At 70.5% G+C, this 22,173-nt stretch carries 19 protein-coding genes; 7 read left to right on the forward strand and 12 right to left on the reverse strand.

The window, feature by feature from the left end; translation table 11 throughout:
* Positions 1-146 precede the first annotated feature (146 nt).
* Positions 147-2,387 carry an ATP-dependent Clp protease ATP-binding subunit gene (locus tag AUC44_RS05550; RefSeq protein WP_062157749.1) on the reverse strand — a complete coding sequence of 747 codons (2,241 nt, stop codon included), beginning with the start codon at positions 2,385-2,387 and terminating at the stop codon, positions 147-149.
* A 262-nt stretch (positions 2,388-2,649) separates the two neighbouring features.
* Here AUC44_RS05550 and AUC44_RS05555 point away from each other — a divergent pair, with 262 nt between their 5' ends.
* Positions 2,650-3,084: a carboxymuconolactone decarboxylase family protein gene (locus AUC44_RS05555; RefSeq protein ID WP_062157750.1), complete on the forward strand. Its 435-nt coding sequence runs from the start codon at positions 2,650-2,652 to the stop codon at positions 3,082-3,084.
* On the opposite strand, the gene AUC44_RS05560 is transcribed toward AUC44_RS05555, so the two are convergent.
* Positions 3,078-3,758: a hypothetical protein gene (locus AUC44_RS05560; protein ID WP_062157751.1), complete on the reverse strand. Its 681-nt coding sequence runs from the start codon at positions 3,756-3,758 to the stop codon at positions 3,078-3,080. The genes AUC44_RS05555 and AUC44_RS05560 overlap by 7 nt on opposite strands.
* 260 nt (positions 3,759-4,018) lie before the next feature.
* Between AUC44_RS05560 and AUC44_RS05565 the strand changes: the two genes are divergently transcribed.
* From AUC44_RS05565 to AUC44_RS05575, 3 genes are all read left to right on the forward strand, one after another.
* Complete coding sequence (locus AUC44_RS05565; protein WP_062157752.1) at positions 4,019-4,780, forward strand: electron transfer flavoprotein subunit beta/FixA family protein; 762 nt, start codon at positions 4,019-4,021, stop codon at positions 4,778-4,780.
* Entirely contained in the window at positions 4,777-5,724 is a 948-nt protein-coding gene (locus tag AUC44_RS05570; RefSeq protein WP_062157753.1) for an electron transfer flavoprotein subunit alpha/FixB family protein, read from the forward strand. Before AUC44_RS05565 ends, AUC44_RS05570 begins: the two co-directional genes overlap by 4 nt.
* A 174-nt stretch (positions 5,725-5,898) precedes the next feature.
* Positions 5,899-6,648 (forward strand): SDR family NAD(P)-dependent oxidoreductase, encoded by a 750-nt coding sequence (locus tag AUC44_RS05575; RefSeq protein ID WP_062157754.1) that lies wholly within the window; start codon positions 5,899-5,901, stop codon positions 6,646-6,648.
* 65 nt (positions 6,649-6,713) lie between these two features.
* Here the strand turns inward: AUC44_RS05575 and AUC44_RS05580 are convergent, their stop codons facing one another.
* The 7 genes from AUC44_RS05580 to AUC44_RS05610 form a co-directional block, all read right to left on the reverse strand.
* Positions 6,714-7,145 carry a disulfide bond formation protein B gene (locus AUC44_RS05580; protein WP_062157755.1) on the reverse strand — a complete coding sequence of 144 codons (432 nt, stop codon included), beginning with the start codon at positions 7,143-7,145 and terminating at the stop codon, positions 6,714-6,716.
* Between the two features lie 3 nt (positions 7,146-7,148).
* Positions 7,149-7,817: a DsbA family protein gene (locus AUC44_RS05585; protein ID WP_062157756.1), complete on the reverse strand. Its 669-nt coding sequence runs from the start codon at positions 7,815-7,817 to the stop codon at positions 7,149-7,151.
* A 102-nt stretch (positions 7,818-7,919) separates the two neighbouring features.
* The gene (locus tag AUC44_RS05590; RefSeq protein WP_062157757.1) at positions 7,920-8,537 is read right to left on the reverse strand and encodes a hypothetical protein; all 618 of its coding nucleotides are present in this window, start codon (positions 8,535-8,537) and stop codon (positions 7,920-7,922) included.
* The gene (gene uvrA / locus AUC44_RS05595; RefSeq protein WP_062157758.1) at positions 8,534-11,659 is read right to left on the reverse strand and encodes an excinuclease ABC subunit UvrA; all 3,126 of its coding nucleotides are present in this window, start codon (positions 11,657-11,659) and stop codon (positions 8,534-8,536) included. The genes AUC44_RS05590 and uvrA overlap by 4 nt, the downstream gene beginning before the upstream one ends.
* Before the next feature lie 149 nt (positions 11,660-11,808).
* Complete coding sequence (locus tag AUC44_RS05600) at positions 11,809-12,774, reverse strand: TolB family protein (protein WP_231724544.1); 966 nt, start codon at positions 12,772-12,774, stop codon at positions 11,809-11,811.
* Complete coding sequence (locus AUC44_RS05605; protein ID WP_062157759.1) at positions 12,771-13,487, reverse strand: M23 family metallopeptidase; 717 nt, start codon at positions 13,485-13,487, stop codon at positions 12,771-12,773. Before AUC44_RS05605 ends, AUC44_RS05600 begins: the two co-directional genes overlap by 4 nt.
* 67 nt (positions 13,488-13,554) lie before the next feature.
* On the reverse strand, positions 13,555-14,733 hold the full coding sequence (locus AUC44_RS05610) for a class I SAM-dependent rRNA methyltransferase (protein ID WP_062157760.1): 1,179 nt from the start codon (positions 14,731-14,733) through the stop codon (positions 13,555-13,557).
* Between the two features lie 93 nt (positions 14,734-14,826).
* On the opposite strand from AUC44_RS05610, the gene AUC44_RS05615 reads away from it, so the two are divergent.
* Both AUC44_RS05615 and AUC44_RS05620 read left to right on the forward strand, forming a co-directional pair.
* Positions 14,827-15,381 (forward strand): hypothetical protein, encoded by a 555-nt coding sequence (locus AUC44_RS05615; protein ID WP_062157761.1) that lies wholly within the window; start codon positions 14,827-14,829, stop codon positions 15,379-15,381.
* Positions 15,382-15,471: 90 nt separating this feature from the next.
* Entirely contained in the window at positions 15,472-16,758 is a 1,287-nt protein-coding gene (locus AUC44_RS05620; protein ID WP_231724545.1) for a S41 family peptidase, read from the forward strand.
* Between the two features lie 69 nt (positions 16,759-16,827).
* Here the strand turns inward: AUC44_RS05620 and AUC44_RS05625 are convergent, their stop codons facing one another.
* Together AUC44_RS05625 and AUC44_RS05630 are read right to left on the reverse strand one after the other, a co-directional pair.
* Positions 16,828-17,085 carry an NAD(P)H-dependent oxidoreductase subunit E gene (locus tag AUC44_RS05625; RefSeq protein ID WP_062157762.1) on the reverse strand — a complete coding sequence of 86 codons (258 nt, stop codon included), beginning with the start codon at positions 17,083-17,085 and terminating at the stop codon, positions 16,828-16,830.
* 96 nt (positions 17,086-17,181) lie between these two features.
* The gene (locus tag AUC44_RS05630; RefSeq protein WP_062157763.1) at positions 17,182-18,084 is read right to left on the reverse strand and encodes a LysR family transcriptional regulator; all 903 of its coding nucleotides are present in this window, start codon (positions 18,082-18,084) and stop codon (positions 17,182-17,184) included.
* A gap of 71 nt (positions 18,085-18,155) precedes the next feature.
* Here AUC44_RS05630 and AUC44_RS05635 point away from each other — a divergent pair, with 71 nt between their 5' ends.
* Positions 18,156-19,376, forward strand: coding sequence for an MFS transporter (locus AUC44_RS05635; protein ID WP_062157764.1), 1,221 nt, complete (start codon positions 18,156-18,158; stop codon positions 19,374-19,376).
* A gap of 60 nt (positions 19,377-19,436) precedes the next feature.
* On the opposite strand, the gene clpB is transcribed toward AUC44_RS05635, so the two are convergent.
* Complete coding sequence (gene clpB, locus AUC44_RS05640) at positions 19,437-21,995, reverse strand: ATP-dependent chaperone ClpB (RefSeq protein WP_062157765.1); 2,559 nt, start codon at positions 21,993-21,995, stop codon at positions 19,437-19,439.
* Positions 21,996-22,173 lie beyond the last annotated feature (178 nt).

The following is a 22,173-nucleotide window of genomic DNA, read 5'->3' on the forward strand; positions in this document are numbered from 1 at the left end:
CCCGAACCGTGGCGACTGGGACCACGACCGGGCAGTTCTGCGCGCAGGGAACGTGAAGCCCGGCCTGCCGTGGCCTGCCCCTACACCGGCCAGACGTAAATGGGCAGGAGGCCCCGGCCGGCGCCGGAGCCTCCTGCCGGACCCGCTTACGCCAGGATCTGGCGGGTGGCGGCTTCCTCGCCCTTCTCGAACTGGACGCCGTCCTGGCCGAGCACGACGCGGACTTCCTCGCCGTGGTTGCTGGCGAGTTCCAGCGCCAGGGGGTCCTCAATCTCCTCGCGGACCAGGGTGCGCAGCTGGCGGCTGCTGCCGACCGCATGCTTGGGGCTGCGGGACTTGAGTTTGCCGACCAGCCACGCGGCGATGGCGGGGTCGAAGGTGACGGTCAGTTCGCGGCTGGCGAGTTCCTCGCGCATCTCGCCCATGAGCTGCTGCGCGACCCGCACGAGTTCCTCCTCACCGAGGCTCTTGAAGCGGATGACCTCGTCCAGGCGGTCGAGGAACTCCGGGGTGAAGATGTGCCGCAGCGGCTGGTTGTTGTCCGGCGTGACGGGACTGAAGCCCACGGTGGGGTTCACGTTGAAGCCGGTGTTGCTGGTCATGATGATGATCGTGCGGCGGAAGTCCACGGTGCGGCCCAGACCGTCGGTCAGGCGGCCGTCGTCGAGGACCTGCAGGAAGGTGTTGTACACGTCCGGGTGGGCCTTCTCGATCTCGTCGAGGAGGATCACGCTGAACGGCTGGCGGCGCACGGCTTCCGTCAGGCGGCCGCCCTGCTCGAAGCCCACGTAGCCGGGGGGCGAGCCGATCAGTTTGCTGACCGAGTGGCTTTCCTGGAATTCGCTCATGTCCATGCGGATCAGGCTGCGTTCACTGCCGAACAGCGTGCGGGCCAGCGCCTTGGCGAGGTGGGTCTTGCCGACGCCGCTGGAGCCGACGAACAGGAAGCTCGCGGCGACGCGGGTGCGGCCGCCCAGGCCCACGCGGGCGCGGCGCAGCGCGGAACTCAGCGCGCGGATCGCGTCCGGCTGGCCGTACACCTGATCCTGGAGCTGCTGCTCCAGGTCGACCAGTTGCGCGGCGGTTTCCTCTGAGTAGATGCCGCCCATGGAGTTGATGACGCTCTCGATGTCCTCACGGGTCACGTAGGGCTCGCCGTCCTCGGTCTCCGCGACGGGCAGGCCGACACTCATGTTCAGGCGCACGCGGCTGGCGGCCTCGTCGATCAGGTCGATGGCCTTGTCCGGGAAGTTCCGGCCCGGCAGGCTGCGCTCACCGATGCGCACGGCCAGTTCCAGCGCCTGCTCAGGGATCTGCACGCCGTGGTGCTCCTCGTACTTGGGTTTCAGGCCGCGCAGGATCTGGAGGGTCTCGGCGGGGCTGGGTTCGAGCACGATGACCGGCTGGAAGCGGCGTTCCAGGGCGGCGTCCTTCTCGATGTAGCGGTGGTACTCGCCGGTGGTGGTCGCGCCGATCACCTGGATCTCCCCGCGCGAGAGGGCGGGCTTGAGGATGTTCGCGGCGTCCAGCGTTCCCTCGGCGCCGCCCGCGCCGACCAGGGTGTGCAGCTCGTCGATGAAGGCCATGACCTTCGCGTTGCGCAGCTCCTCGATGATCTGCCGCAGGCGTTCCTCGAACTCCCCGCGGTACTTGGTGCCGGCCACGACGCCGCTCAGGTCCAGGCTGACCAGCCGCACGTTGTGGAGGTTGGGCGGGGTGCGCTTCTCATGAATGGCGAGCGCCAGGCCCTCGACGATGGCGGTCTTGCCCACGCCGGGATCCCCGATCAGGACCGGGTTGTTCTTCGTGCGGCGCGTGAGGATCTGCGTGACGCGGCGGATCTCCTCGCTGCGCCCGATCACCGGGTCGAGTTTGCCCTCGCGCGCCCACTTCGTCAGGTCGCGGCCGTACTCGTCGAGGAACGGCGTGGCGACCGGCTTGGCGGGTTTGCTGCCGCTGCCCTCGCCCTGCGCCAGGATGCGCCAGCGGATGGTGTCCACGTCCTTGGTGAGTTCCTGCAGGATGCGGAAGGCCACGCCGTCACCTTCGCGGATGATGCCCAGCAGGATGTGCTCGGTACTCGTCACCTGGGCGCCCAGGGCGCGGGCCTCGCTGGACGCGAGTTCCATGACGCGGCGGGCGCGGGGCGTGATGCTGGGGGCGTCGTTCAGGCGGTTGCCCTCGCCGCGGCCGATGATCTCCTCGACGCGGCGGCGCAGGCCGTCCAGGGACGCGCCGAACTCCCCGAGGATGCTCGCGGCGGTGCCGCCCTCGCGCATCAGGCCCAGCAGGAGGTGCTCGGGGCCGACCATGGCGTGGCCCAGGCGGTTGCCTTCCTCGCGGGCGTAGTGGAACACGAGGCGGGCGCGGTCGTCGTATCGGTTCATGGGAACCCCCTAGGGAAAGCGCGGCAGGGGCGCGGTGAGCGGTGGCAGGGACAGAACGACTGTCGCGGGAGGAAGGAACGCGGAGCGGAACGGGGTGACAGCCTGAGTGTAGGGTAGCGCCGCCCCCTGGCGGAAGGCTGGGGAAACCTTACGATCTGCGCACACCGGATCCACACCCGGGACTGTAGCGCGGCGCCCCTGACGGGGGTCTTTCCTCGTCTGCGCGGCCTTCAGGGGCTGGGCTCCCGCTAGGCTGGCAGGCGTGAGCGACCACGAGCCCCCGACCGACCCCCGCGCCCGTGACGTGATCTTCGGGACGCAGCAGGCGCGCATTCAGCAGCGGCTCGACGAACTGGACCCGGATCTGGGCCGCTACATCCGCGACTTCGCCTACGACACGGTGTACGACCGCCCCGCCCTTGCGCTGAAGACGAAGGAACTGATCGCCTGCGCGCTGCTGGTCTCCCTGGGCAGTCCGCCGGAACTGCGCACCCACATCCGGGGCGCCCTGAACGCCGGCGCGACCGAGGCGGAGGTGCGTGACGCCCTGATGATGTGTGTGCCGTACCTGGGCTTTCCCCGCACGGTGGCGGCCTTCGAGGTGCTGCGTCAGCACCTCCAGGGCAGGGAGAGGGACGGCACGACACGACCGGCCCCCACAGGGGAGGCCGGTCAGGGTGAGGGAGAAGGTCAGTAGCTGGTCTTCAGGCCGACGCGGGCCTTGAAGACGGTGCCGGGGCGCACGAAGGTGTTGTCGAAGGTGCTGTACGAGCCGTCGTTGGTGGCGATGGAGTCGGTGTTGCCGTTGCCGTCGTCCGTGCGGATGGTGGACTTGAAGTAGTGGTCGACGCCCAGGTCGCCCACGAGGCTCAGGCCGCCGGTCAGGGCGTAGCTCACCATGACGCCCGCGCCGATGCCGAAGGCGTTGCTGCTGTAGGTGGTCGAGCCGAGGCTGCCGAAGTCCGCGACGCTGCGGAACATGCCGTAGCGACCGCCGCCGTACAGGGTGGCGTCTACGCCGGGGGTCAGTTCGCCCAGCCCGTAGGTGCCGTCGAGCGAGACGACGGTGTGGCTGCCGGATTCGCTGGCGCGGCCCTCGGCCTTGGCCTTGCCGAAGGTGTCGTTGGGTCCGGAGATGCCGGGCAGTTCGGGGCTGCTGTCGTTGATGGCGTCGGCGGCGCGGGTGTAGGCCACGCCGGCCTTCACGCCGACCGGGCCGGCCACGTTGGGGGCGTGCACGAAGAACTCACCGCTGAGGCCGCTGGCGTAGCCGCCGGTCAGGCCGAGTTCGATGCCGTTGAGGCTCTGGGCGCCCGCCGTGGCGGTGGTGGCGGCGACAGTCAGCAGGATGATGGGCAGCAGCTTCTTCATGAGTGGTAGCGTCGGGCCTGAACGTGAGAAGCTTCCCTGAGCTGCGTGACTGAAGATTAAGACGCCCGGGAGCATGAAGGTCTCATGTCGAAGATGAGAAGGGCGCGGTCGTCCTCCCGGTCGGGTGTGCCGCAGGCGGGCTTGCGGGTGGGGCGTCCCGATCTGCTAAACTTGAACTCAGTCCAATTTGGCATGCTGGGGCGACCGGCGTCAGCCGCCACCGCACCAGCCGTGAGTGCAGAACTCTTCCCGGAGGCTCCATGAACATCCTGATCCTAGTCCGCCAAGTACCCGACGCCGAAGCGCGCGTCAAGATCAACGCCCAGCAGGTCGACCTCGACGGCGCCACCCTCGTCATCGACGGGATGGACGAGTACGGCGTGGAAGAAGCCCTGCGCCTGCGCGAGAGCGGCGCGCCCATCGAGCAGATCATCGCGCTCGCCATCGGCCCCAAGCGCAACGAGGACGCCCTGCGCACCGCCCTGGCGATGGGCGTCGACCGCGCCATCCACGTCGAGACCGACGAGAAGTTCGACGCCGTGACCCTCAGCCGCGTCGTCGCGCAGGTCGCCCAGGCCGAGAACGCCACGCTGATCCTCGCCGGCGGCCAGGAAGCCGACTGGGACTCCCAGGCTCTGGGCGCCGCCAGCGCCGAACGCCTCGGCTGGCCCCAGCTCACCTGGACGAACGAACTGAAACTCGACGGGGACACCATCACCGGCCGCCACGACGTGGACGACGGCAACGAGAGCTTCCGCGCGACCCTGCCCGCGGTGGTGACCACCCAGCAGGGCCTCAACGAGCCCCGCTACCCCACCCTGCCGAACATCATGAAGGCCAAGAAGAAGGAACTCCGCAAGGACGATCCCGCTGGCTACGGCCTGAGCAGCAAGGTGCGCACGGTGAACGCCGAGATCCAGACCCGCGCCCGCCTGAACCGCATGATCGACGGCAAGGACGCCCAGGCCGCCGCCCAGCAGCTTCTCGACCTGCTTCGCAACGAAGCCAAGGTGATCGCATGATTCTGATCGTCGCTGAACACGCCGCCGGGAAACTGGCGAAAGCCACCCTGGAAATGGTCACCGCCGCCCGTGAGTCCGGCCGCGAGGGGCCTGTCACCCTGCTCGTGCTGGGCCAGAACGTCGCTGCTGTCGCCAACGAGGCCGCCGCCGTCGCCGATCAGGTGCTCGTTGCCGACCTGCCCGGGCTCGCCACCTACAACGCCGAGGTCTGGGCCGCCGCCACCACGCAGATCGCCCAAGAAGGCGAGGCGCATACCGTCATCATCGGCGGCAGCCGCTCGGGCCGCGAGTACGCGCCCCGCGTGGCCGTGAAGCTGGACGCCGCTTACCTCGAGGACGCCACCAAGCTCAGCAGCAACGGCGCGGCCCTCCAGGCGCAGCGCTACACCTACCTCGCCCGCGTGACCGAGACGGTCGAGGCCGACGGCACGGTCGTCGTGACCGTCAAACCCGGCTCCTTCGCGCCCGCCGCCCCCGCCGCCGCGGCCGGTGAGCAGTACGACGTCGAACTCACCCTGCCCGCCGCGCGCGTCGAGGTGACTGGCAAGAGCGTCGAGAAGAGCAGCCGCGTCGCCCTGACCGAAGCCGACGTGATCGTCACCGGCGGCCGTGGCGTGGGCAGCCCCGAGAACTTCAGCCGCTACGTCGAGGCCCTCGCGGACAACCTCGGCGCAGGTGTGGGCGCCACGCGCGCCGTCGTGGACGCCGGCTGGCGCCCCTACGCCGAGCAGGTCGGCCAGACCGGCAAGACCGTGCAGCCCAAGGCGTATATCGCGCTGGGCGTCAGCGGCGCCGTGCAGCACCTGAGCGGCATGGGCAAGAGCAAGAACATCATCGCCATCAACAAGGACGCCGAAGCCCCGATCTTCAAGGTCGCGGACTACGGCATCGTCGGCGACATCAACGAGATCGTCCCCGCGCTGATCGAAGCCAGCCGCAAGTAAACGGGCGTGGGCCCTGCGCCCACCGTTCCTGAAAGAAGCCCGCCTGCTGCGGGGGCAGCAGGCGGGCTTCGCGCCGTTCTGCTGACGCCCCACCACACCGCAGGTCACGCCCCGCCCATTGAGCGTGCCTTATGCCTCGGGGCCCCTGGGGCGGGCGTCCGTGACACTGGGGGCATGACGGACGTTTCGAATGGTGTGGTGGTGACGGGTGCGGCGCGGGGAATCGGCCGGGCGATCGCGGAACTGTACGCGGAACGGGGCTGGCGGGTCCTGAGTGCCGACCTGAGCCTCCCGCCGAACCTGCGCGGCCAGCGGCGCGTGAAGGCGGACGTGAGTACCGCCGCCGGGCGGGAACGGATCGTGCGCGCGGCGCGGGAGATGGGCGGCGTGCAGGTGCTCGTGAACAACGCGGCGTTCCAGGGCGCGCACGGCAGCGTGCTGGACGTCAGCGAGCGCGGCTGGGCCCGCACCCTGAACGTGAACCTGACCGCCCCGCTGCTGCTCACGCGGGCGCTGGTGGACCTGCTGCCGCGCGGCGCGGCCGTGGTGAACGTGGCGAGCGTGCAGGGCCTGTTCGCGGAGCCGGGCAACGCGGCGTACAACGCCAGCAAGGGCGGCCTCGTGAACCTGACCCGCGCCATGGCCCTCGATCTCGCGCCGCACGGCCTGCGGGTCAACGCGGTCGCGCCGGGCGCGATCAGCACCGAGGCAGTCCTCCAGAGCATCACGGAGAGCGACGACCCGGAGCAGACCCGGCAGGACTACGAGGACCTGCACGCCCTGCGCCGCCTGGGCACGCCGCGCGAGGTCGCGCAGGTCGTGTACTTCCTGGGCAGCGAGGAGGCCGCGTTCATGACCGGCTCGATCGTGCCGGTGGACGGCGGGATGACCGCGTCGTTCATGATGGCCGGCCGCCCGGTGTGACGGGCGGGCAGCGGGGCACGGCCAACACCGCACCCCCACGCCCCGCTGCCCGCCCTGGTCGTCCGTCAGATCGTGCGGCTGCGCCGCCAGCTCAGCAGGCCGATGATGAGCGTGAAGGCAATCATGCTCAGGACCGGAATGGTGAGGACAGTGTTCAGCGGTGAGTTCATGCCCCACACCGGCCAGGGCGTGCCGCACGACGCGCTGGGGTCGGCGGTGCAGGCGCGCAGGACGGGCACGACACCCCACGTTTCGAGGTTCTGGTACAGCGCGATCAGCACGCCGGTCCCGGCCAGAGGCAGGGCGTAGCGGCGCACGTGCAGGTCGCCGGTCAGGGCCGCGACGCCCAGGATGATGGCCAGCGGGTACATGCAGATGCGCTGGAACCAGCACAGGACGCACGGATTGAAGTGGCGGATCTCGCTGAAGTACAGGCTGCCCAGCGTGGCGATCAGGGACACGACCCACGCGGCGTACAGGCGGTTGTCGCGGCTCACGGCTTACTTCGCGGCGTCGATGGCGGCGCCGATGTCGGCGGCGGTGGCGTTGACCTGCTTGCCGTTCACGAACACGGTGGGCGTGCCGGTCACGCGGGCCTTGACGACCTGCGCTTCCATGGCGTCCACGCGGGCGGCGGTGGCGTCGCTGTCCAGGCACTCGGCGAACTTGCTCTGTTCGAGGGTTTCGAGGTTCCCGGCGAGTTCCTTCAGACGGCTCTTGGTGGCCCAGACGGTGTTCTCGTCGCCCTGCGCGCGGAACAGGATGGGCTTGAAGGCGTTGAAGGCGTCGTTGCCGCCCTGGTCGTACACGCACAGAGCGGCCTGGGCAGCGAGCTTGCTGTCGTCGGTGGGCAGGCCACGCCCCTCGGCCAGGAAGGGCCACAGCAGCGAGTACTGCTTGATCTTGCCGGTATCCACGTACTTCGTCTTCAGTTCGGGCGCGACGGTCGCCTCGAAGTTCTGGCAGACGGGGCACTTGAAGTCCTCGACGACCACGACGTCCACCGGGGCGCTCTCCTGCCCGGCGAAGGGGACGCCCTTGAGGTCGAAGGTGGCGATCCCGGCGGCGGGCTTGCCCTGCACGGCGAACACGGCCAGGCCGATGAGGACGGCGGCGATCAGCGTGCCGATCACCAGGAACATGCGGTTGGGGTTGCTGTTGGCGGTCATGGTTGGGGGCAGTGTAACGCGGGCCACGCGGGGCACGCGCCCTGATCCACATGAGAACGCCCCGGCGCGGGGCTCGGGGCGGCGGACGTGGGGTGCGTGACGTCAGGTCGTCAGGGCGGCGTCCCGTTGGGCGCGGGCGCGCAGGATCAGGCTCACGACGCGCCGCACGGCGCTGACCGTCAGGCCGATGATCATGGCGATCAGGGCAGTGCGCTGGAATTCCTCGGTGGTGGGGAGGGTCAGGCTGCCGTCCAGTTTGGTGGCAAACTTGCCCATGCCGATGATCACGCCCGCGTACAGCGCGGCGGCGAAGGGCAGCACGAACAGCCCGCCGGAGTGCTTGATGAGCAGTACGCCCGCCAGCGCCCCGCCCACCAGCGGCAGGATGACCGACCACTGCTCGGGCGGCGTGACGGGGCTGAAGTACCCCAGCCCGCCCAGCACCAGGGCCGCGTAGCCGTACCAGCCGTCGAACTCGTCCGCGATGATGGTCAGCGCCACCCAGGTCAGCAGGCGCACCGGCCACTCGCCGGGCGTCCACTGGAAGTACGCGAGCGCGGCCAGGGTGATCAGGCCGCCGAGCAGGTGCGCCAGGGCGCGCCCCGGCGTGATGCGGGGCGGTTCGAACTCCGGCAGGCGCGGGCGGCGGGCCCGGCGGGTGCGGGCCGGCGCGGCCGCCGGGGTGGGCTGGGGGGCGGGGGCAGAGTCGGGCGCGGTCATGCGCTTTCTTTCTTAGCACGCCCCTTGCGGGTGGGGGCCGCGCCGACCAGTTCCGGCTCCTCGGCGGCCACCTTCTTCGGGGCGCGTCTGGCCTTCTTCGGGGTCGTCTCAGCCTCGGCTGGCGCAGCGGTGGCGCTCGGCTGAGCCGTTCTGGACTGGGCTGTTCTGGGTTGGGCGGCCACGATGCCGGGCACGCGGCGCAGGTACTCGCCGGTGTGACTGGTGGGGTGCGCGGCCATCTCCTCGGGGGTGCCGGTGGCGACCACGGTGCCGCCGCGCACGCCGCCCTCGGGGCCCAGGTCGATGATGTGGTCGGCGCACTTCATCACGTCGAGGTTGTGCTCGATGATCACCAGGGTGTTGCCGCCCTCCACGAGGCGTTGCAGGACCTCCATGAGCTTGCGGACGTCCTCGAAGTGCAGGCCCGTGGTGGGTTCGTCGAGGATGTAGATGGTCTTCCCGGTGGGCCGCTTGCTGAGTTCGGTGGCGAGCTTGATGCGCTGCGCCTCCCCGCCGGAGAGGGTGGTGCTGGGCTGCCCGATCTTCATGTAGCCCAGGCCGACGTCGCACAGCAGCGTCATCTTGCGCTCGATGGCGGGAATCGCCTCGAAGAAGTTCTGGGCGTCCTCAACGGTCAGGTCCAGCACGTCGGCGATGGTCTTGCCGTTGTACTTGACCTCCAGCGTCTCGCGGTTGTAGCGCGCGCCCTTGCAGACCTCGCACGGGACGTAGATGTCGGGCAGGAAGTTCATCTCGATCTTCATGACGCCGTCGCCCTTGCAGTGCTCGCAGCGCCCGCCCTTCACGTTGAACGAGAAGCGCCCGGCCTGGTAGCCGCGCCGCCGCGCCTCGGGCGTGCGGGTGAACAGGTCGCGGATCTCGGTGAACACGCCCGTGTACGTGGCGGGGTTGCTGCGCGGCGTGCGGCCGATGGGGCTCTGGTCGATCTCGATGACCTTGTCGAGGTGCTCCATGCCCTCGATCCGGTCGTACCGGCCGGGCGTGGTCTTCGCGCCGTTCAGTTCGCGCGCCAGGGTGGCGTGCAGGATGTCGTGGATCAGGGTGCTCTTGCCGCTGCCGGACGGGCCGGTCACGACGGTCATGGTGCCCAGCGGAATGTCGATGGACACGTTCTGGAGGTTGTGTTCGCGCGCGCCGACGACCCGCAGGTCCCTGCCGTTGCCGCGGCGGCGGCTCTTTGGAACCTCGATCTTCAGTTCGCCGCGCAGGTACTTCCCGGTCAGGCTGTTCCGGTCCTTCTTCACCTGCTCGGGCGTGCCGAAGGCCACGACCTGCCCGCCGTGGACGCCGGCGCCGGGCCCCATGTCCACGAGGTAGTCGGCGTCCATCATGGTGTCCTCGTCGTGCTCGACGACGATCAGGGTGTTGCCCAGGTCCCGCAGGTGCTTCAGCGTACCGATCAGGCGGTGGTTGTCCTTGGGATGCAGGCCGATCGAGGGTTCGTCGAGCACGTACAGCACGCCGGTCAGGCCGCTGCCCACCTGCGTGGCGAGGCGGATGCGCTGCGCCTCCCCGCCCGAGAGGGTGTTCGCGGTGCGGTCGAGGCTCAGGTAGTCCAGGCCCACGTCCACCAGGAACTTCAGGCGGGTGCGGATGGCCTTCAGGATGGGCGCGGCGACCGCCGAGCCGAAGTCGTTCAGCACGTACTCGTAGTGGCGCGGGCCATGCGCGCGGGCGGTGCCGCCCAGGTGACCTTTCAGGAACGGCTCGATGCCCGCGTGGTCCAGCCCCCCGCCCTGCAGGGCACGGAAGAAGGTGTCGGCGTCCAGGACGCTCATGCCGCTCGCCTGGCTGATGTTCAGGCCCCCCACGCGCACTGCGAGGATCTCGGGTTTATAACGGGTGCCGCCGCAGGTGGGGCACGGCTGGAGTTCCATGAGCTCTTCGAGTTTTTCGCGCATGAAGTCGCTTTCCGTGTCGGCGTAGCGGCGCTCTAGGTTCGGGATGACGCCCTCGAACTCGGTCATGAAGCGCATGGTTTCCTTGCCCGCGCGGCGGTACACGACTTCGAACGGCGCGCCGGGGCCGCGCAGGATGGCGTCCTGCGCCTTTTTGGGCAGGTCGCGCCAGGGGGTCTTCACGCTGAAGTCCAGGTGCTCGGCTAGGGCCTGGAGTTTGTCCCAGTAGTAGATGCCGCCGCCGGTGCCCTTCTTGCTCCAGGGGAGGATGGCACCCTCGGCGATGGAGAGCTTGTCGTCGATGATCTGGTCGGGGCTGAACTCCTGCTTGCTGCCCAGGCCCGCGCAGTCCCCGCACGCGCCGTACGGCGAGTTGAAGGAGAACGAGCGGGGTTCGAGTTCCTCCAGCACGCTGCCGTGTTCGGGGCAGGCGAACTTCTCGGAGTACAGTTCCTCGTGCGCGCCGCCGTCCTCACCGGCATCCGGCAGCAGGACGCGCAGCAGGCTCTCGCCGCGGCGCAGGCCCAGTTCGACGCTCTCGGCGATGCGGCTGCGGTCGCCCTCGCGCAGGGTCACGCGGTCGATGACGACGTCCACGTCGTGCTTCTCGAACTTTTCCAGCTTCAGCTTCTCGGCTTCTTCCAGTTCGTACAGCGTGCCGTCCACGCGGACGCGCGCGAAGCCCTCGCGGCGCAGGTCGGCGAACAGCTTGCGGTACTCGCCCTTGCGGCCGCGCACGACCGGGGCCAGCAGGATGGCGCGCTTGTCGGGAAAGCCGGCCAGCAGGCGGTCGGTGATCTCGCTGGGGCTCTGCTTCTCGATCTTGCGGCCGCACACCGGGCAGTACGGCGTGCCGACACGGGCGTACAGCAGGCGGAGGTAGTCGTGGATCTCGGTGACGGTGCCCACTGTGCTGCGTGGGTTGTGGCTGGTGGTCTTCTGGTCGATGGAGATGGCCGGGGAGAGGCCCGTGATGCTCTCCACGTCGGGTTTCTCCATCAGGCCCAGGAACTGGCGGGCGTACGCGGAGAGGCTCTCGACGTAGCGGCGCTGGCCCTCGGCGTAGATGGTGTCGAAGGCCAGGGTGCTCTTGCCGCTGCCGGACACGCCGGTGATCACCACGAACTGGTCGCGGGGGAGTTCCACCGTGATGTCCTTGAGGTTGTGGGCCTTCGCGCCCTTCACGATCAGGTTGTTCTGCAAGGTGTGGCTCCTCGTGCGCGGCCTGGCATGGGTGCGGCGGGCCGCCGGAAAGTTACGTTGCGTGCGTAAGGTCGCCCCTGCGCTTCGGAAACGAGACAGTGTAGCAGGTCACCCCGGTATTCTGCTATGACCCTCGGCCTCATCCTTCATTACGGCAAGGTCAGCACGCGCACGTTCCCGTCGCGCGCACTCAGGTAGTTCAGCAGGCGGCCATCCGGGCTGACCGACCAGTCCGCCAGTCTCACCTGATCGCCCAGATCGCCCAGGGTCTTCCAGGCGTTCGCGGTCACGTCGTACTGCCGCAGCGTGTGCGGGCCCCCCGACGTGCTCAGCGGGATCAGCAGCAGGCGCGTGGCGTCCCGCCAGCGGTAAGAGCCGAACACGCTCAGTTCGCGTGGGCTGCCGCTGGCGGTCCCCTGCACCCACAGGCCGTTGCGGGCGGCACTGTCGAAAGCCACGGTATAAGCGACCTGCCGCCCGTCTGCACTGAGCGTCACCGAGCGGAAGCCCAGCGCGGTCCTGAGGGTGCGGCGCGCCCCTGTCCGGGTGTTCAGGGTGAACAGGTCGCGGTCGCGCGCGGCGGCAGTGGCCTTGCCGCTCAGGAGCAGGGTGGTGTCGTCCAGCCAGCCGTGAATGCTGCCGCCGGGTAAGGTCGCCACCAGCCGGGGTGCGCCGAATACGTCCGCGACGAACACCCGCGTGACCCGGCGGTCGTAGTTGCCGCTCGTGTCGCTGCGGGCGTAGGCCAGCCGCGTCTCGGCGCGGGTCCACACGACGTCCGCGCCGTAGGTGGGCAGCGTGAACCGCCGCCCGTCCGCGAGGCGTTCCAGGGTGGTCGCCTCGCCCGCGCCGGGCCGCACCGCCCACCGCAGGGCTGGGGAGAAGAACGCCACGCTGGAGAAGCGCCGCGTCACCGCCCCGCCGGTCGCCGCCACCTGATAGATACCGGTCGAGCCGCGCGCCGGGGGACCATCCAGAAACAGTAGAGATCGCGAGTCCGGCGTCCACACCACGCCGGGGCAGCACTCGCCCCCCAGGACCACGCGGGACGGCAGCGTGGCGGCCTCCACCGCACCGGACAGCAGGGCCGCGAGGGCCAGCGCGGCGCGCCTCACCTCGCTCCTCCTGGGGCGGGCGGCCAGGGCTGGCGGTACTCGTTCAGCAGCGCCCCGCCCCGCAGCGCGGCGGGCTGCGAGTCCGGCGTCTGCCAGCGCCGGGGACGCTCCAGGTCGTACTCATAGCCGCGCCCGAAACTCCCGGCCAGCGCCAGCGAATTCCAGTCCGCCGCGATGAACGGCAGCGGGTTGAAGAAGCGCTGGTGCGAGCGGTCGCGCAGTTCCAGGTGCAGGTGCGGGGCGCTCACGCAGGTGCCCTGCGAGTCGCCGCTCTCCCCGATGACCTGCCCGCGCGCCACCCGCTGCCCCACCCGCAGGCTGGAGCGCACCCGCAGATGACCGTACAGGCTGGACAGGTTCCCGGCGTGATCCACGACCACGTTGTGCGGCGGGCTGCCGTGCGGGCCGTCCACCTCGGCCACCACGCCGTCCCCGATGGCCCGCACGGGCGTGCCGCACGGCGCGCTGAAATCCAGGCCCGCGTGGATGCCCTGGAGGTTCCCGTACGTGCTGCGCCGCTGCCGGTACGCACCGGTCGTGTTCCCGTAGCCCTGCCCCAGCATCCAGGTGTCCGGACCCGGCGGCCCTGAAAAGGGCAGGCTGAACTGCGCCCTCGCAGGCGCGACGGCACTCAGGGGCAGCGGCGCGGCGTAATGGGCGAGGGCCACGCCGGTCAGCGCGGCAGCCAGGAGCAGGAATCGGCGGGCAGCCATACCCGATGCTGCCCGCCGCACCCGCGCATCAGGGTAGGCGCGCCCACCTTCTGCCCTGCCCGTTCCTTCAGGCTTTGCGCAGCAGGATGCTCTTGAGGTACAGGCTCTCGGGGACGCTCAGGAGGTGCGGGTGATCGGCGGGCTGATAGGTCACGTCGAGGACCTCGGCGTCGGTGTTCGCCTCGGCGGCGGCCACGCGGGCGGCGTCAAGGAGGTCGTCCACGCGGATGTAGTGCGCGCAGGTGCTGATCAGCAGGTGCCCGCCGCCCTCCAGCATCCGCAGGGCGCGGGCGGCGCCGTCGGTGAAGATGCGTTTGGTGCGGGGCACGTCGTCGCGCCGTTTGGCGAGGGTGGGCGGGTCGAGGACGATCGCGCCGAAGGTGCGCTTCTCCTTGACCAGCGCGTCGAGCTGTTCGATGGCGTCGCCCCAGCGCACGCCGACCTGCACGCCGTTGCCGCGCGCCGCACCCTCCAGCGCGCCCAGCGCGACGCTGTCCTTGTCGATAGCCACCGCTTTTGCGCCCGCCTTCGCGGCGTGCAGGCTGAAGCCTCCGGTGTACGAGTACACGTCGAGGAAGCCCGCGCCGGGCTGCACGAACGTGCGCATCAGGCGGCGGTTGTCGCGCTGATCGAGGAAGAACCCGGTCTTCTGCGCGTCCATCGGATTGAAGTGCAGCTTCAGGTCGTCCTCGAAGAACTCCACGCGCTCCGGCACGTCGCCCCAGAGGGTGCCGGTCACGAGGTCCAGGCCCTCCTTGCGGCGCTCGCCGGTATCGCTGCGCTCGTAGGCACTGGTGGCGCCGGTCTCCTCGCGCAGGGCCCTGACGATCAGGTCGCGGTGCCGCTCGACACCCGCGTTGCGCAGCTGCACGCCCAGCGTCCCGGCGAACTGGTCGGCGATCACGCCGGGCAACCCGTCCGCCTCGGCGTGCAGGACGCGCATGGCGTCGGTGTTCACGATGCGTCCGGCGCGGCGGGCCAGGGCGGCCTTCACGCGGGCGCGGTAGAACTTCAGGTCGATGTCCTCGTCATTCCAGGTCAGCAGGCGCAGGGGGGTCCCTCCCTGCGGGTTGAAGTAGCCGCGCGCGATCACCTTGCTGGAGTCCGGGCCCTTGACGTTCACGACCTCGCCGGGCTGGATACCGTCGTCGGCGCGGGCGATATCGCCGCTGTGGCCGAAGGGATAGCGGCCCGCGATGCGGCGCACCGCCTGGGGTTGCAGGGTCACGGTGGGAGACTTCTTCATCAGGGCAGGGTACCAGAGGCCCGCCAGCGCATGACCGCCGCCCGGCCCGTTCCCTCACCCCCCGGCGTGGCCGCGCGGGCCATACTGCCCGGCGTGATGCCCCGCGCTGCCCGTCCGCTGCTCGCCCTGCTGTCCTGCACCCTGATCGCCGGGTGCGGCCTGATTCCCACGCCCAGCGTGGACGTGAAGGATGCCCGCCTCGACCTGCCGTCCAGCGGCGCGCTGAGCGGGAAGGTCGTGTACCTGCAACGGGACAGTCTGGCGGGCAGCAGCGTCCCGGCGGCGCTGCAGCAGATCACGGTGCGCGGGGTCGCCACGTACCGTACGGGCGGACTGGGCACGCTGCGCGCGGTGGACATGTACGTGCGGACCGACCTGACGACGCTGCCCGCGACCTGCACGAGGTACGCGGCGACGCCCACCGCGCCGGGCATGGTGGTGTGCGAGGCGGCAGGCGAGTCGGTGCAGGCGATCGGGCAGCTGACCCTGACCGCCGGGCAGGGCGCGCCGTTCACGCTGGGCGGCCCGGCGCTGGACGCGGCCGCGAAGGCCGGGCACGGGTTCTTCGGGATGCGCTTCGGTGACGGGCAGAGTGTCTTCGGCGACACGCTGGACCTGACCGGGATGAAGGCCAGCGCGCGCCTGTAACGCGCCGCAGGGGTGGGCGGCCCCCGCTTCATGAAGGGGGATGGTGACCGGCACCCCGAACCTTGCCCGTCCTTTGCCGTAGCTTCAGGCGTGCCTCACAATGTCCGCGTTCGCCTGCTGGGCCTGGGCGTGGCCCTGCTCCTCTCCCCGGCCGCGCACGGCAGTCCCGCCACCGACCTGTTCGACGCGGCGACCCGGCAGGTGCAGCGCAACTACTTCGGCTGGGCGACCGGCGACCTGAACGGCCTGACCCGCCAGTATGCCGATGCCCTGACGCAGCGCTGTGCGCCGCAGGGCGACAGCTGCTCCTTCGACACCGGCCGCGCGGTGCTGGGTGACCTGTTCAAGGCCTTCGGGGACGCCCACACGAACGTCCGTGACGCCGAGGGCGCCGAGCGCCTGCGCGAGCAGCAGCTGAACCTGGCGGTGCCCCGCACCGGGGCCCGGGTCGTGCGGGTCGAGGGCGGCCTGCTCGTCGCCGGGGTGACGCCCGGTAGTCCGGCCGAGGGGGCGGGCCTGCGCGAATTCGACCTGATCACCACCGTGCAGGGCGAGGCGGCCGGAAAACGCGGCGGTGAGGACGCCCCGGTCGGGCCGAAGGAATTCGTGCGGCTGGAACGCGCCGCGCAGCCCATCCAGGTGACGGTGCGCCGCGCGGGCAGTCCGGAGCTGGCCCTCACGCTGGGCAGCGCCGAGTTGCAGGCCCGGGACGAACCCACGCTGTCCTGGGTGGGCCCGCAGAACCGCACGGCGCTGATCCGCTACCCGACGTTCCTCCCGGCCGACGCGGCGGCGCTGTTCGTCAAGCGGGTGCAGGAGGCCCGCGCGGGCGGCGCGCAGGCGCTGGTCGTGGACCTGCGCTTCAACGGCGGCGGAAGCCTCGCGCAGTGCGTGGCGGCGGCCAGTGTGTTCACGCCCGTCGAGTACCGCATGCAGTCGCGCGGGGGCGGCAGCGTGTACCGGGGCGCGGACGGTCAGCTGGTCCTCATGAACACCCCGCGCCGCCCGCCGGGGCCGCCGCCCCCGCCGCTGTGGGCCGGGCCGACGGCGCTGCTGGTCGGGCCGAACACCGCGTCCTGCGCGGAGGTCTTCACGTTCTACGCGCAGCGCGCCGGGGCACTCGCGGTGGGCGAGGCGACCAAGGGCGTGCAGAACAGCGGGGTGAACTTCATGCCCCTCCCGGACGGGGGGGTGGTGTCGGTCACGATCCTGCGGGCCTTCGGGCCGGACGGCGCGCCGCTGCCCGAACGGATCACCCCTGACGTCACGGCCCCCACCGACCTCGACCTGCTGACGACGGCGGGCCGCGACAGCACCCTGGAGGCGGCGCTGCTGCGTCTGCGGGACGCGCAGGGGCTGCACCCGGCCGAGCGGTAGGTCAGTGCAGCATGAGGGCGGGACCGCGCCTGGACGCTGCCCCGGCGCGGCCCCTGGCGGGCGGGTGCCTCAGCGGCTCCAGCGTTTCATCAGGGTCACGAGGCGCTGCGGGGTGACGTTGCGGTACTCTACGTCGCCCATCCGCACGAGCGGCGCGTCCTCCGGGGCGACGGCAGGGCCGCACTGCGAGAGGCTCAGTTCCACGTTGCCGTCGGCCGTGACCATGCCGGGACTGATACGCAGGGCGGCCCAGACGGCGTCGAGCAGGTCTTCGCGTTGGTCGATACTCAGGTGTTCGGTGCAGATTTCCAGGCGGGTGACGGGCACAGCGGGGGGCCTCCTTCAGGCCGGGTCACTCTAGAGCATTTCCGCGCTGCCCGGAGAGGCCCCGCCGGCCCAGCGGCGCTCCGCAGCGCACCCCTGTCATTCGGCTGTTCCGGGGGAGGCGGGCGGCGCGGCCAGGGCCAGGAAGTTCCGGACGATCACCGACCGCTCCAGCCGCTGCGACGCCAGGGACAGCGTCACGTGCGGCCCCCCGCCCAGCAGGTCGCGGTACACGCAGCCACGCAGGTGCAGGTGCCGCATCGCGGCAGGCACCAGCGACACCCCCAGGCCCGCCGCGACCAGACTGACCACCGACATCATCTGCGGGGCGGTCTGCCCGGGCCGCGCCTCGAAGCCCGCCGCGCGGCAGGCCGCCAGCACCGCGTCGTGCAGCGCCGGGCCCACCGCGCGCGGCGTGAGGATGAACGGATCGTTCCGCAACGCCGCCAACGCAATGGGGTCGGCGGTCGCCGCCGGGTGATCCTCGGGCAGCACCGCGACCAGCTCACTCCAGGCCACCTCGGTCACGCGGAACTCCTGCGCGTAGTCCGGGGTGGCCCGCACGAACGCCGCGTCCAGCACGTGCGCGCGCAGGTCCGCCACCAGCGCCTCGGTGTTCTTCTCCGTCAGGGTCAGGCTCACCTGCGGGTACGCGCGCCGGAACGCGCGGATCACGTCCTGCACCGCCGGATCGATCCCCGCCGCGCCCGTGAAACCCACGCGCAGCGCGCCCGTCTCGCCCCGCGCGGCCCGCCCGGTCTCGACGGCGGCGCGGTCGAGCTGCGCGGGAATGTCCGCCACCGCGGCCCGGAAGGCGTGGCCCGCCTCGGTCAGCTCCACGCCGCGCGGCGTCCGGTGAAACAGGGTCGCGCCCAGGTCGCGTTCCAGCGCGCGGATCTGTGCGCTCAGGGGGGGCTGCGCCATGCCCAGCCGAGCGGCGGCCCGCGTGACGTTCCCCTCCTCCGCGACGGTCAGGAAGTAGCGCAGCTGCCGCAGTTCCATACGCGCAGCATATGGCGACGCCCCGCCGCGCGTATTAGAAGTCTGACGGGAAGCGGCCTACAGTCGGTGGCATGACCGTCCTGAGCCCCGCCCACCCAGCCCCGACCCCGACGGGCGCGCAGGTGCGGCGCGGCACACCCGAGTACCGCCGGATCGGCGCGGCGCTGTTCCTCACGGGGTTCAGCGCCTTCTCACTGATCTACTGCGCGCAGCCGCTGCTGACCGCCTTCACCCGCGATTTCCACGTGACACCCGCCCAGAGCGCCCTGAGCCTGTCCCTGACGACCGGGTGCCTCGCCGTGTCCATCCTGATCATGAGCGCCGTCGCGGACTCCTTCAGCCGCCGCCGCGTCATGCTGACCTCGCTGCTGGCCGCCGCGCTGCTGAACGGCCTAGCGGCACTCGCCCCCACCTGGAACCTGCTGCTGCTGTGCCGCGCGCTGGAGGGCCTCGCGCTGGGCGGCGTGCCCGCCGTCGCCATGGCCTACGTCGCCGAGGAGATCCACCCCCGGGACCTCGGCGTGGCCATGGGGCAGTACGTGGGCGGCACCGCGTTCGGCGGGATGATGGGCCGCGTCTGCATCGGCCTGCTGGCGGGCGTCACCTCCTGGCACGCGGCGCTGCTCGTCATGGGTGGGCTGGGCCTGCTCAGCGCCGCCGGATTCGCCCTGCTGCTTCCCGCCTCGCGGGGCTTCCAGCCGCGCCCCGCCGCGCCCGCCCGCGAGCACCTGCGCCGCTGGGCCGCGCACCTGCGCACCCCGGGCCTGGGCGCGCTGTTCACGCTGGGATTCCTGAACCTGGGCGTCATGGTCGCCGCGTTCAACTACCTCGGCTTCCGCCTGCACGCCCCGCCCTACGCCCTGAGTGCCGCCGCGATCAGCCTGATCTTCCTGACGTACCTGCTCGGCTCCGCCGCGTCGAGCTGGGGTGGCCGCATGGCCGACCGTCAGGGCCGCCTCCCCCTGCTGCGGGCCGGCCTGCTGCTCAGCGGCGCGGGCCTCGCCCTGACCCTCCTGAGTCCCCTGCCCGTGATCATCCTGGGTGTCACGCTGATCACCGTGGGCTTCTTCGTCACGCACTCGGTCGCCAGCAGCAGCGTCGGTCACCTCGCCCGGCGCGACAAGGGCCACGCCAGCGCCCTGTACCTGCTCGCCTACTACGCCGGAAGCAGCGTCGTGGGTGTCCTCGGCGGACTCGCCTGGGCCGCCGGAGGCTGGCCGCTCCTCGTCGCCCTGTGCGCGGCCCTGCTCGGCCTGGGGCTGACCATCACCCGGCAGATCCCTCGGCGCTGACCGTCACGACAGGGAAGAGGGGCCGGGTCACGCAGACCCGGCCCCTCCAGAGTGGTGTGTTCAGTTCAGCGCGCCGGTCTGGAACGTGAAGTTCGTGCCGTCGTAATCCACGGTCAGGCTGCTGCTGTCGGGCACGTTCCCCTGGAGGATCTCGCGGGCCAGTGGCGTCTCGATCTCGCGGCTGATGGCGCGCTTGAGGGGGCGCGCCCCGAAGGCCGGGTCGTACCCGATCTGCGCCAGACGGTCCTTCGCGGCGCTGCTCAGATGCAGGCTCACGCGGCGCTCGGCGAGGCGGCGGATCAGGCCGCGCATCTGGATGTCCACGATGCGGTGCAGGTCGGCGGCGGTCAGCGCGTCGAACACGATGATGTCGTCCACGCGGTTCAGGAACTCGGGGCGGAAGTGGCCCTGCAACTCGCCCATCACGGCGTCGCGGATCTCTACAGCGTCCTCACCGCGGTGCTGCATCTCCAGGATCAGCGGGGAGCCGATGTTGCTCGTCAGGATGATCAGGGTGTTGCGGAAGTCCACGGTGCGGCCCTGCCCGTCGGTCAGGCGGCCGTCGTCGAGCACCTGCAGCAGCACGTTGAACACGTCCGGGTGGGCTTTCTCGATCTCGTCGAACAGCAGCACGGCGTAGGGACGGCGGCGCACGGCCTCGGTCAGCTGGCCGCCCTCCTCGAAGCCCACGTAGCCGGGAGGCGCGCCGATCAGGCGGGCGACGGTGTGCTTCTCCATGTACTCGCTCATGTCGATGCGGACCATGGCGTCCTGGCTGTCGAACAGGAATTCCGCCAGCGCCTTGGCCAGCTCGGTCTTCCCGACGCCGGTCGGCCCGAGGAACATGAAGCTGCCCAGCGGGCGGTTCGGGTCGCTCAGCCCGGCGCGGCTGCGGCGGATGGCGTCCGCGACGCTCACGATGGCGCGGTCCTGCCCGATCACGCGGCCGTGCAGCTGCTCTTCCAGCTTCAGGAGCTTCTCGCGTTCGCCCTCCATGAGCTTGTTCACGGGAATCCCGGTCCAGCGGCTCACGACGGACGCGATGTCCTCCTCGGTCACCTGGGTGTGCGCGAACTCGGCGCCCTTGAGTTTCTGCTCCAGCTCGGTGACTTCCTTTTCCAGCTGCGGCAGGCGGCCGTACTCCAGTTCGGCGGCGCGTTGCAGGTCGTAGTCGCGCTTGGCCTTCTCGATGTCGGTGCGCACCTGATCGAGCGACTCGCGCTTCTCGCGCAGCGCCGCGACCTCGTGCCGCTCACCCTCCCAGCGGGCGCGGACGTCGGCCAGCTCGTCGGTGATGCCCTTCAGGGCGCCCTCGATGTCCAGCAGGCGGTTCTGGCTGTCCTGATCCTTCTCGCGCTTCAGGGCTTCCCGCTCGATTTCCAGCTGGAGCTTGCGGCGTTCGAGCTGGTCGATGCGCTCGGGGCTCGACTCCAGCGCCATGCGCAGCCGGGCGGCGGACTCGTCGATCAGGTCGATGGCCTTGTCCGGCAGCTGCCGGTCCGTGATGTAGCGGTGAGAGAGCTGCGCGGCCGCCACGAGCGCCGGGTCGGTGATCTCCACGTTGTGGTGCACCTGATAGCGCTCCTTGATGCCGCGCAGGATCGAGATGGTGTCCTCCACGCTGGGTTCGTCCACGAACACCGGCTGGAAACGGCGTTCCAGGGCGGGGTCCTTCTCGATCTCGCGGTACTCGCTGAGGGTCGTGGCGCCGATCAGGTGCAGTTCGCCGCGTGCCAGGGCGGGCTTGAGCATGTTGCCCGCGTCGGGGCTGCCCTCGGTCTTACCCGCGCCGACGATGGTGTGGATCTCGTCCACGAACAGGATGACCTCGCCCGCAGAGCCGATCACCTCGTCGATGACGCCCTTGAGGCGTTCCTCGAACTCCCCGCGGAACTTCGCGCCGGCCAGCAGGCTGCCCATCTCCAGGCTGACGATGCGCTTGTTCTTCAGGCCGTCGGGCACGTCGCCCTTCACGATGCGGATGGCGAGCCCCTCGGCGATGGCGGTCTTGCCCACGCCGGGTTCGCCGATCAGCACGGGGTTGTTCTTCGTGCGGCGCAGGAGGATCTGCATGGCGCGGCGGATCTCCTCGTCGCGGCCGATGACGGGGTCGAACTTGCCGTCGCGGGCGCGCTGGGTGAGGTCGGTGCCGTACTTGGCGAGGGCGTCGAACTGCTGCTCACTGGTCTTGGTCGTCACAGTCTTTCCTTTGCGCTGCTCGGTCACGGCGCGGTTCAGGTCGGGTTCGGTGGGCAGGCCCCTGCCCCGGTACTCGCCGCGCAGGGCGAGCAGGAGGGCGTCGGCAGCCACGAACGAGTCGCCGAGCTGCCCGGCCAGGGTGTCGGCCTTCTGAAAGGCGCGGGCCAGCGCGGGGTCGAGGTACAGCTGCCCCTCGCCGCCCTGCACGCGCGGGAGCTTGGCGAGTTCGGCGTCCAGCGCGGCGCGAATCTGTGTCAGGTCGCCGCCGGCCAGGGTCAGGGCGCGCGCGGCGGTGTCGTTGTCGGTGAGCGCACGCAGCAGGTGCGCGGGGGTGAGGTTCTGGTGCCCGCTCTGCTGCGCGAGCCCCTGCGCGGCCTGGAGGGCCTGCAGGCTGGCCTCGGTGAAGCGTTCAGGGTTCAAGTGGGGCCTCCGTGGGGTGGGGGAATGGGGTGCTCAACGTTGCCCCCATTCTGAAACTTGAGTGCAGTCATGTCAAGTTTATTGCGGCTTAAGAATGGTGCCGCAATTCCCGTCCCGCACGCAACGCCCCTGCAACGCCCCCCGGCGCACACTCTCCCTACGACACCACCCCACAGGA

This window comes from Deinococcus actinosclerus (assembly GCF_001507665.1).
Classification (GTDB): Bacteria; Deinococcota; Deinococci; order Deinococcales; family Deinococcaceae; genus Deinococcus; species Deinococcus actinosclerus.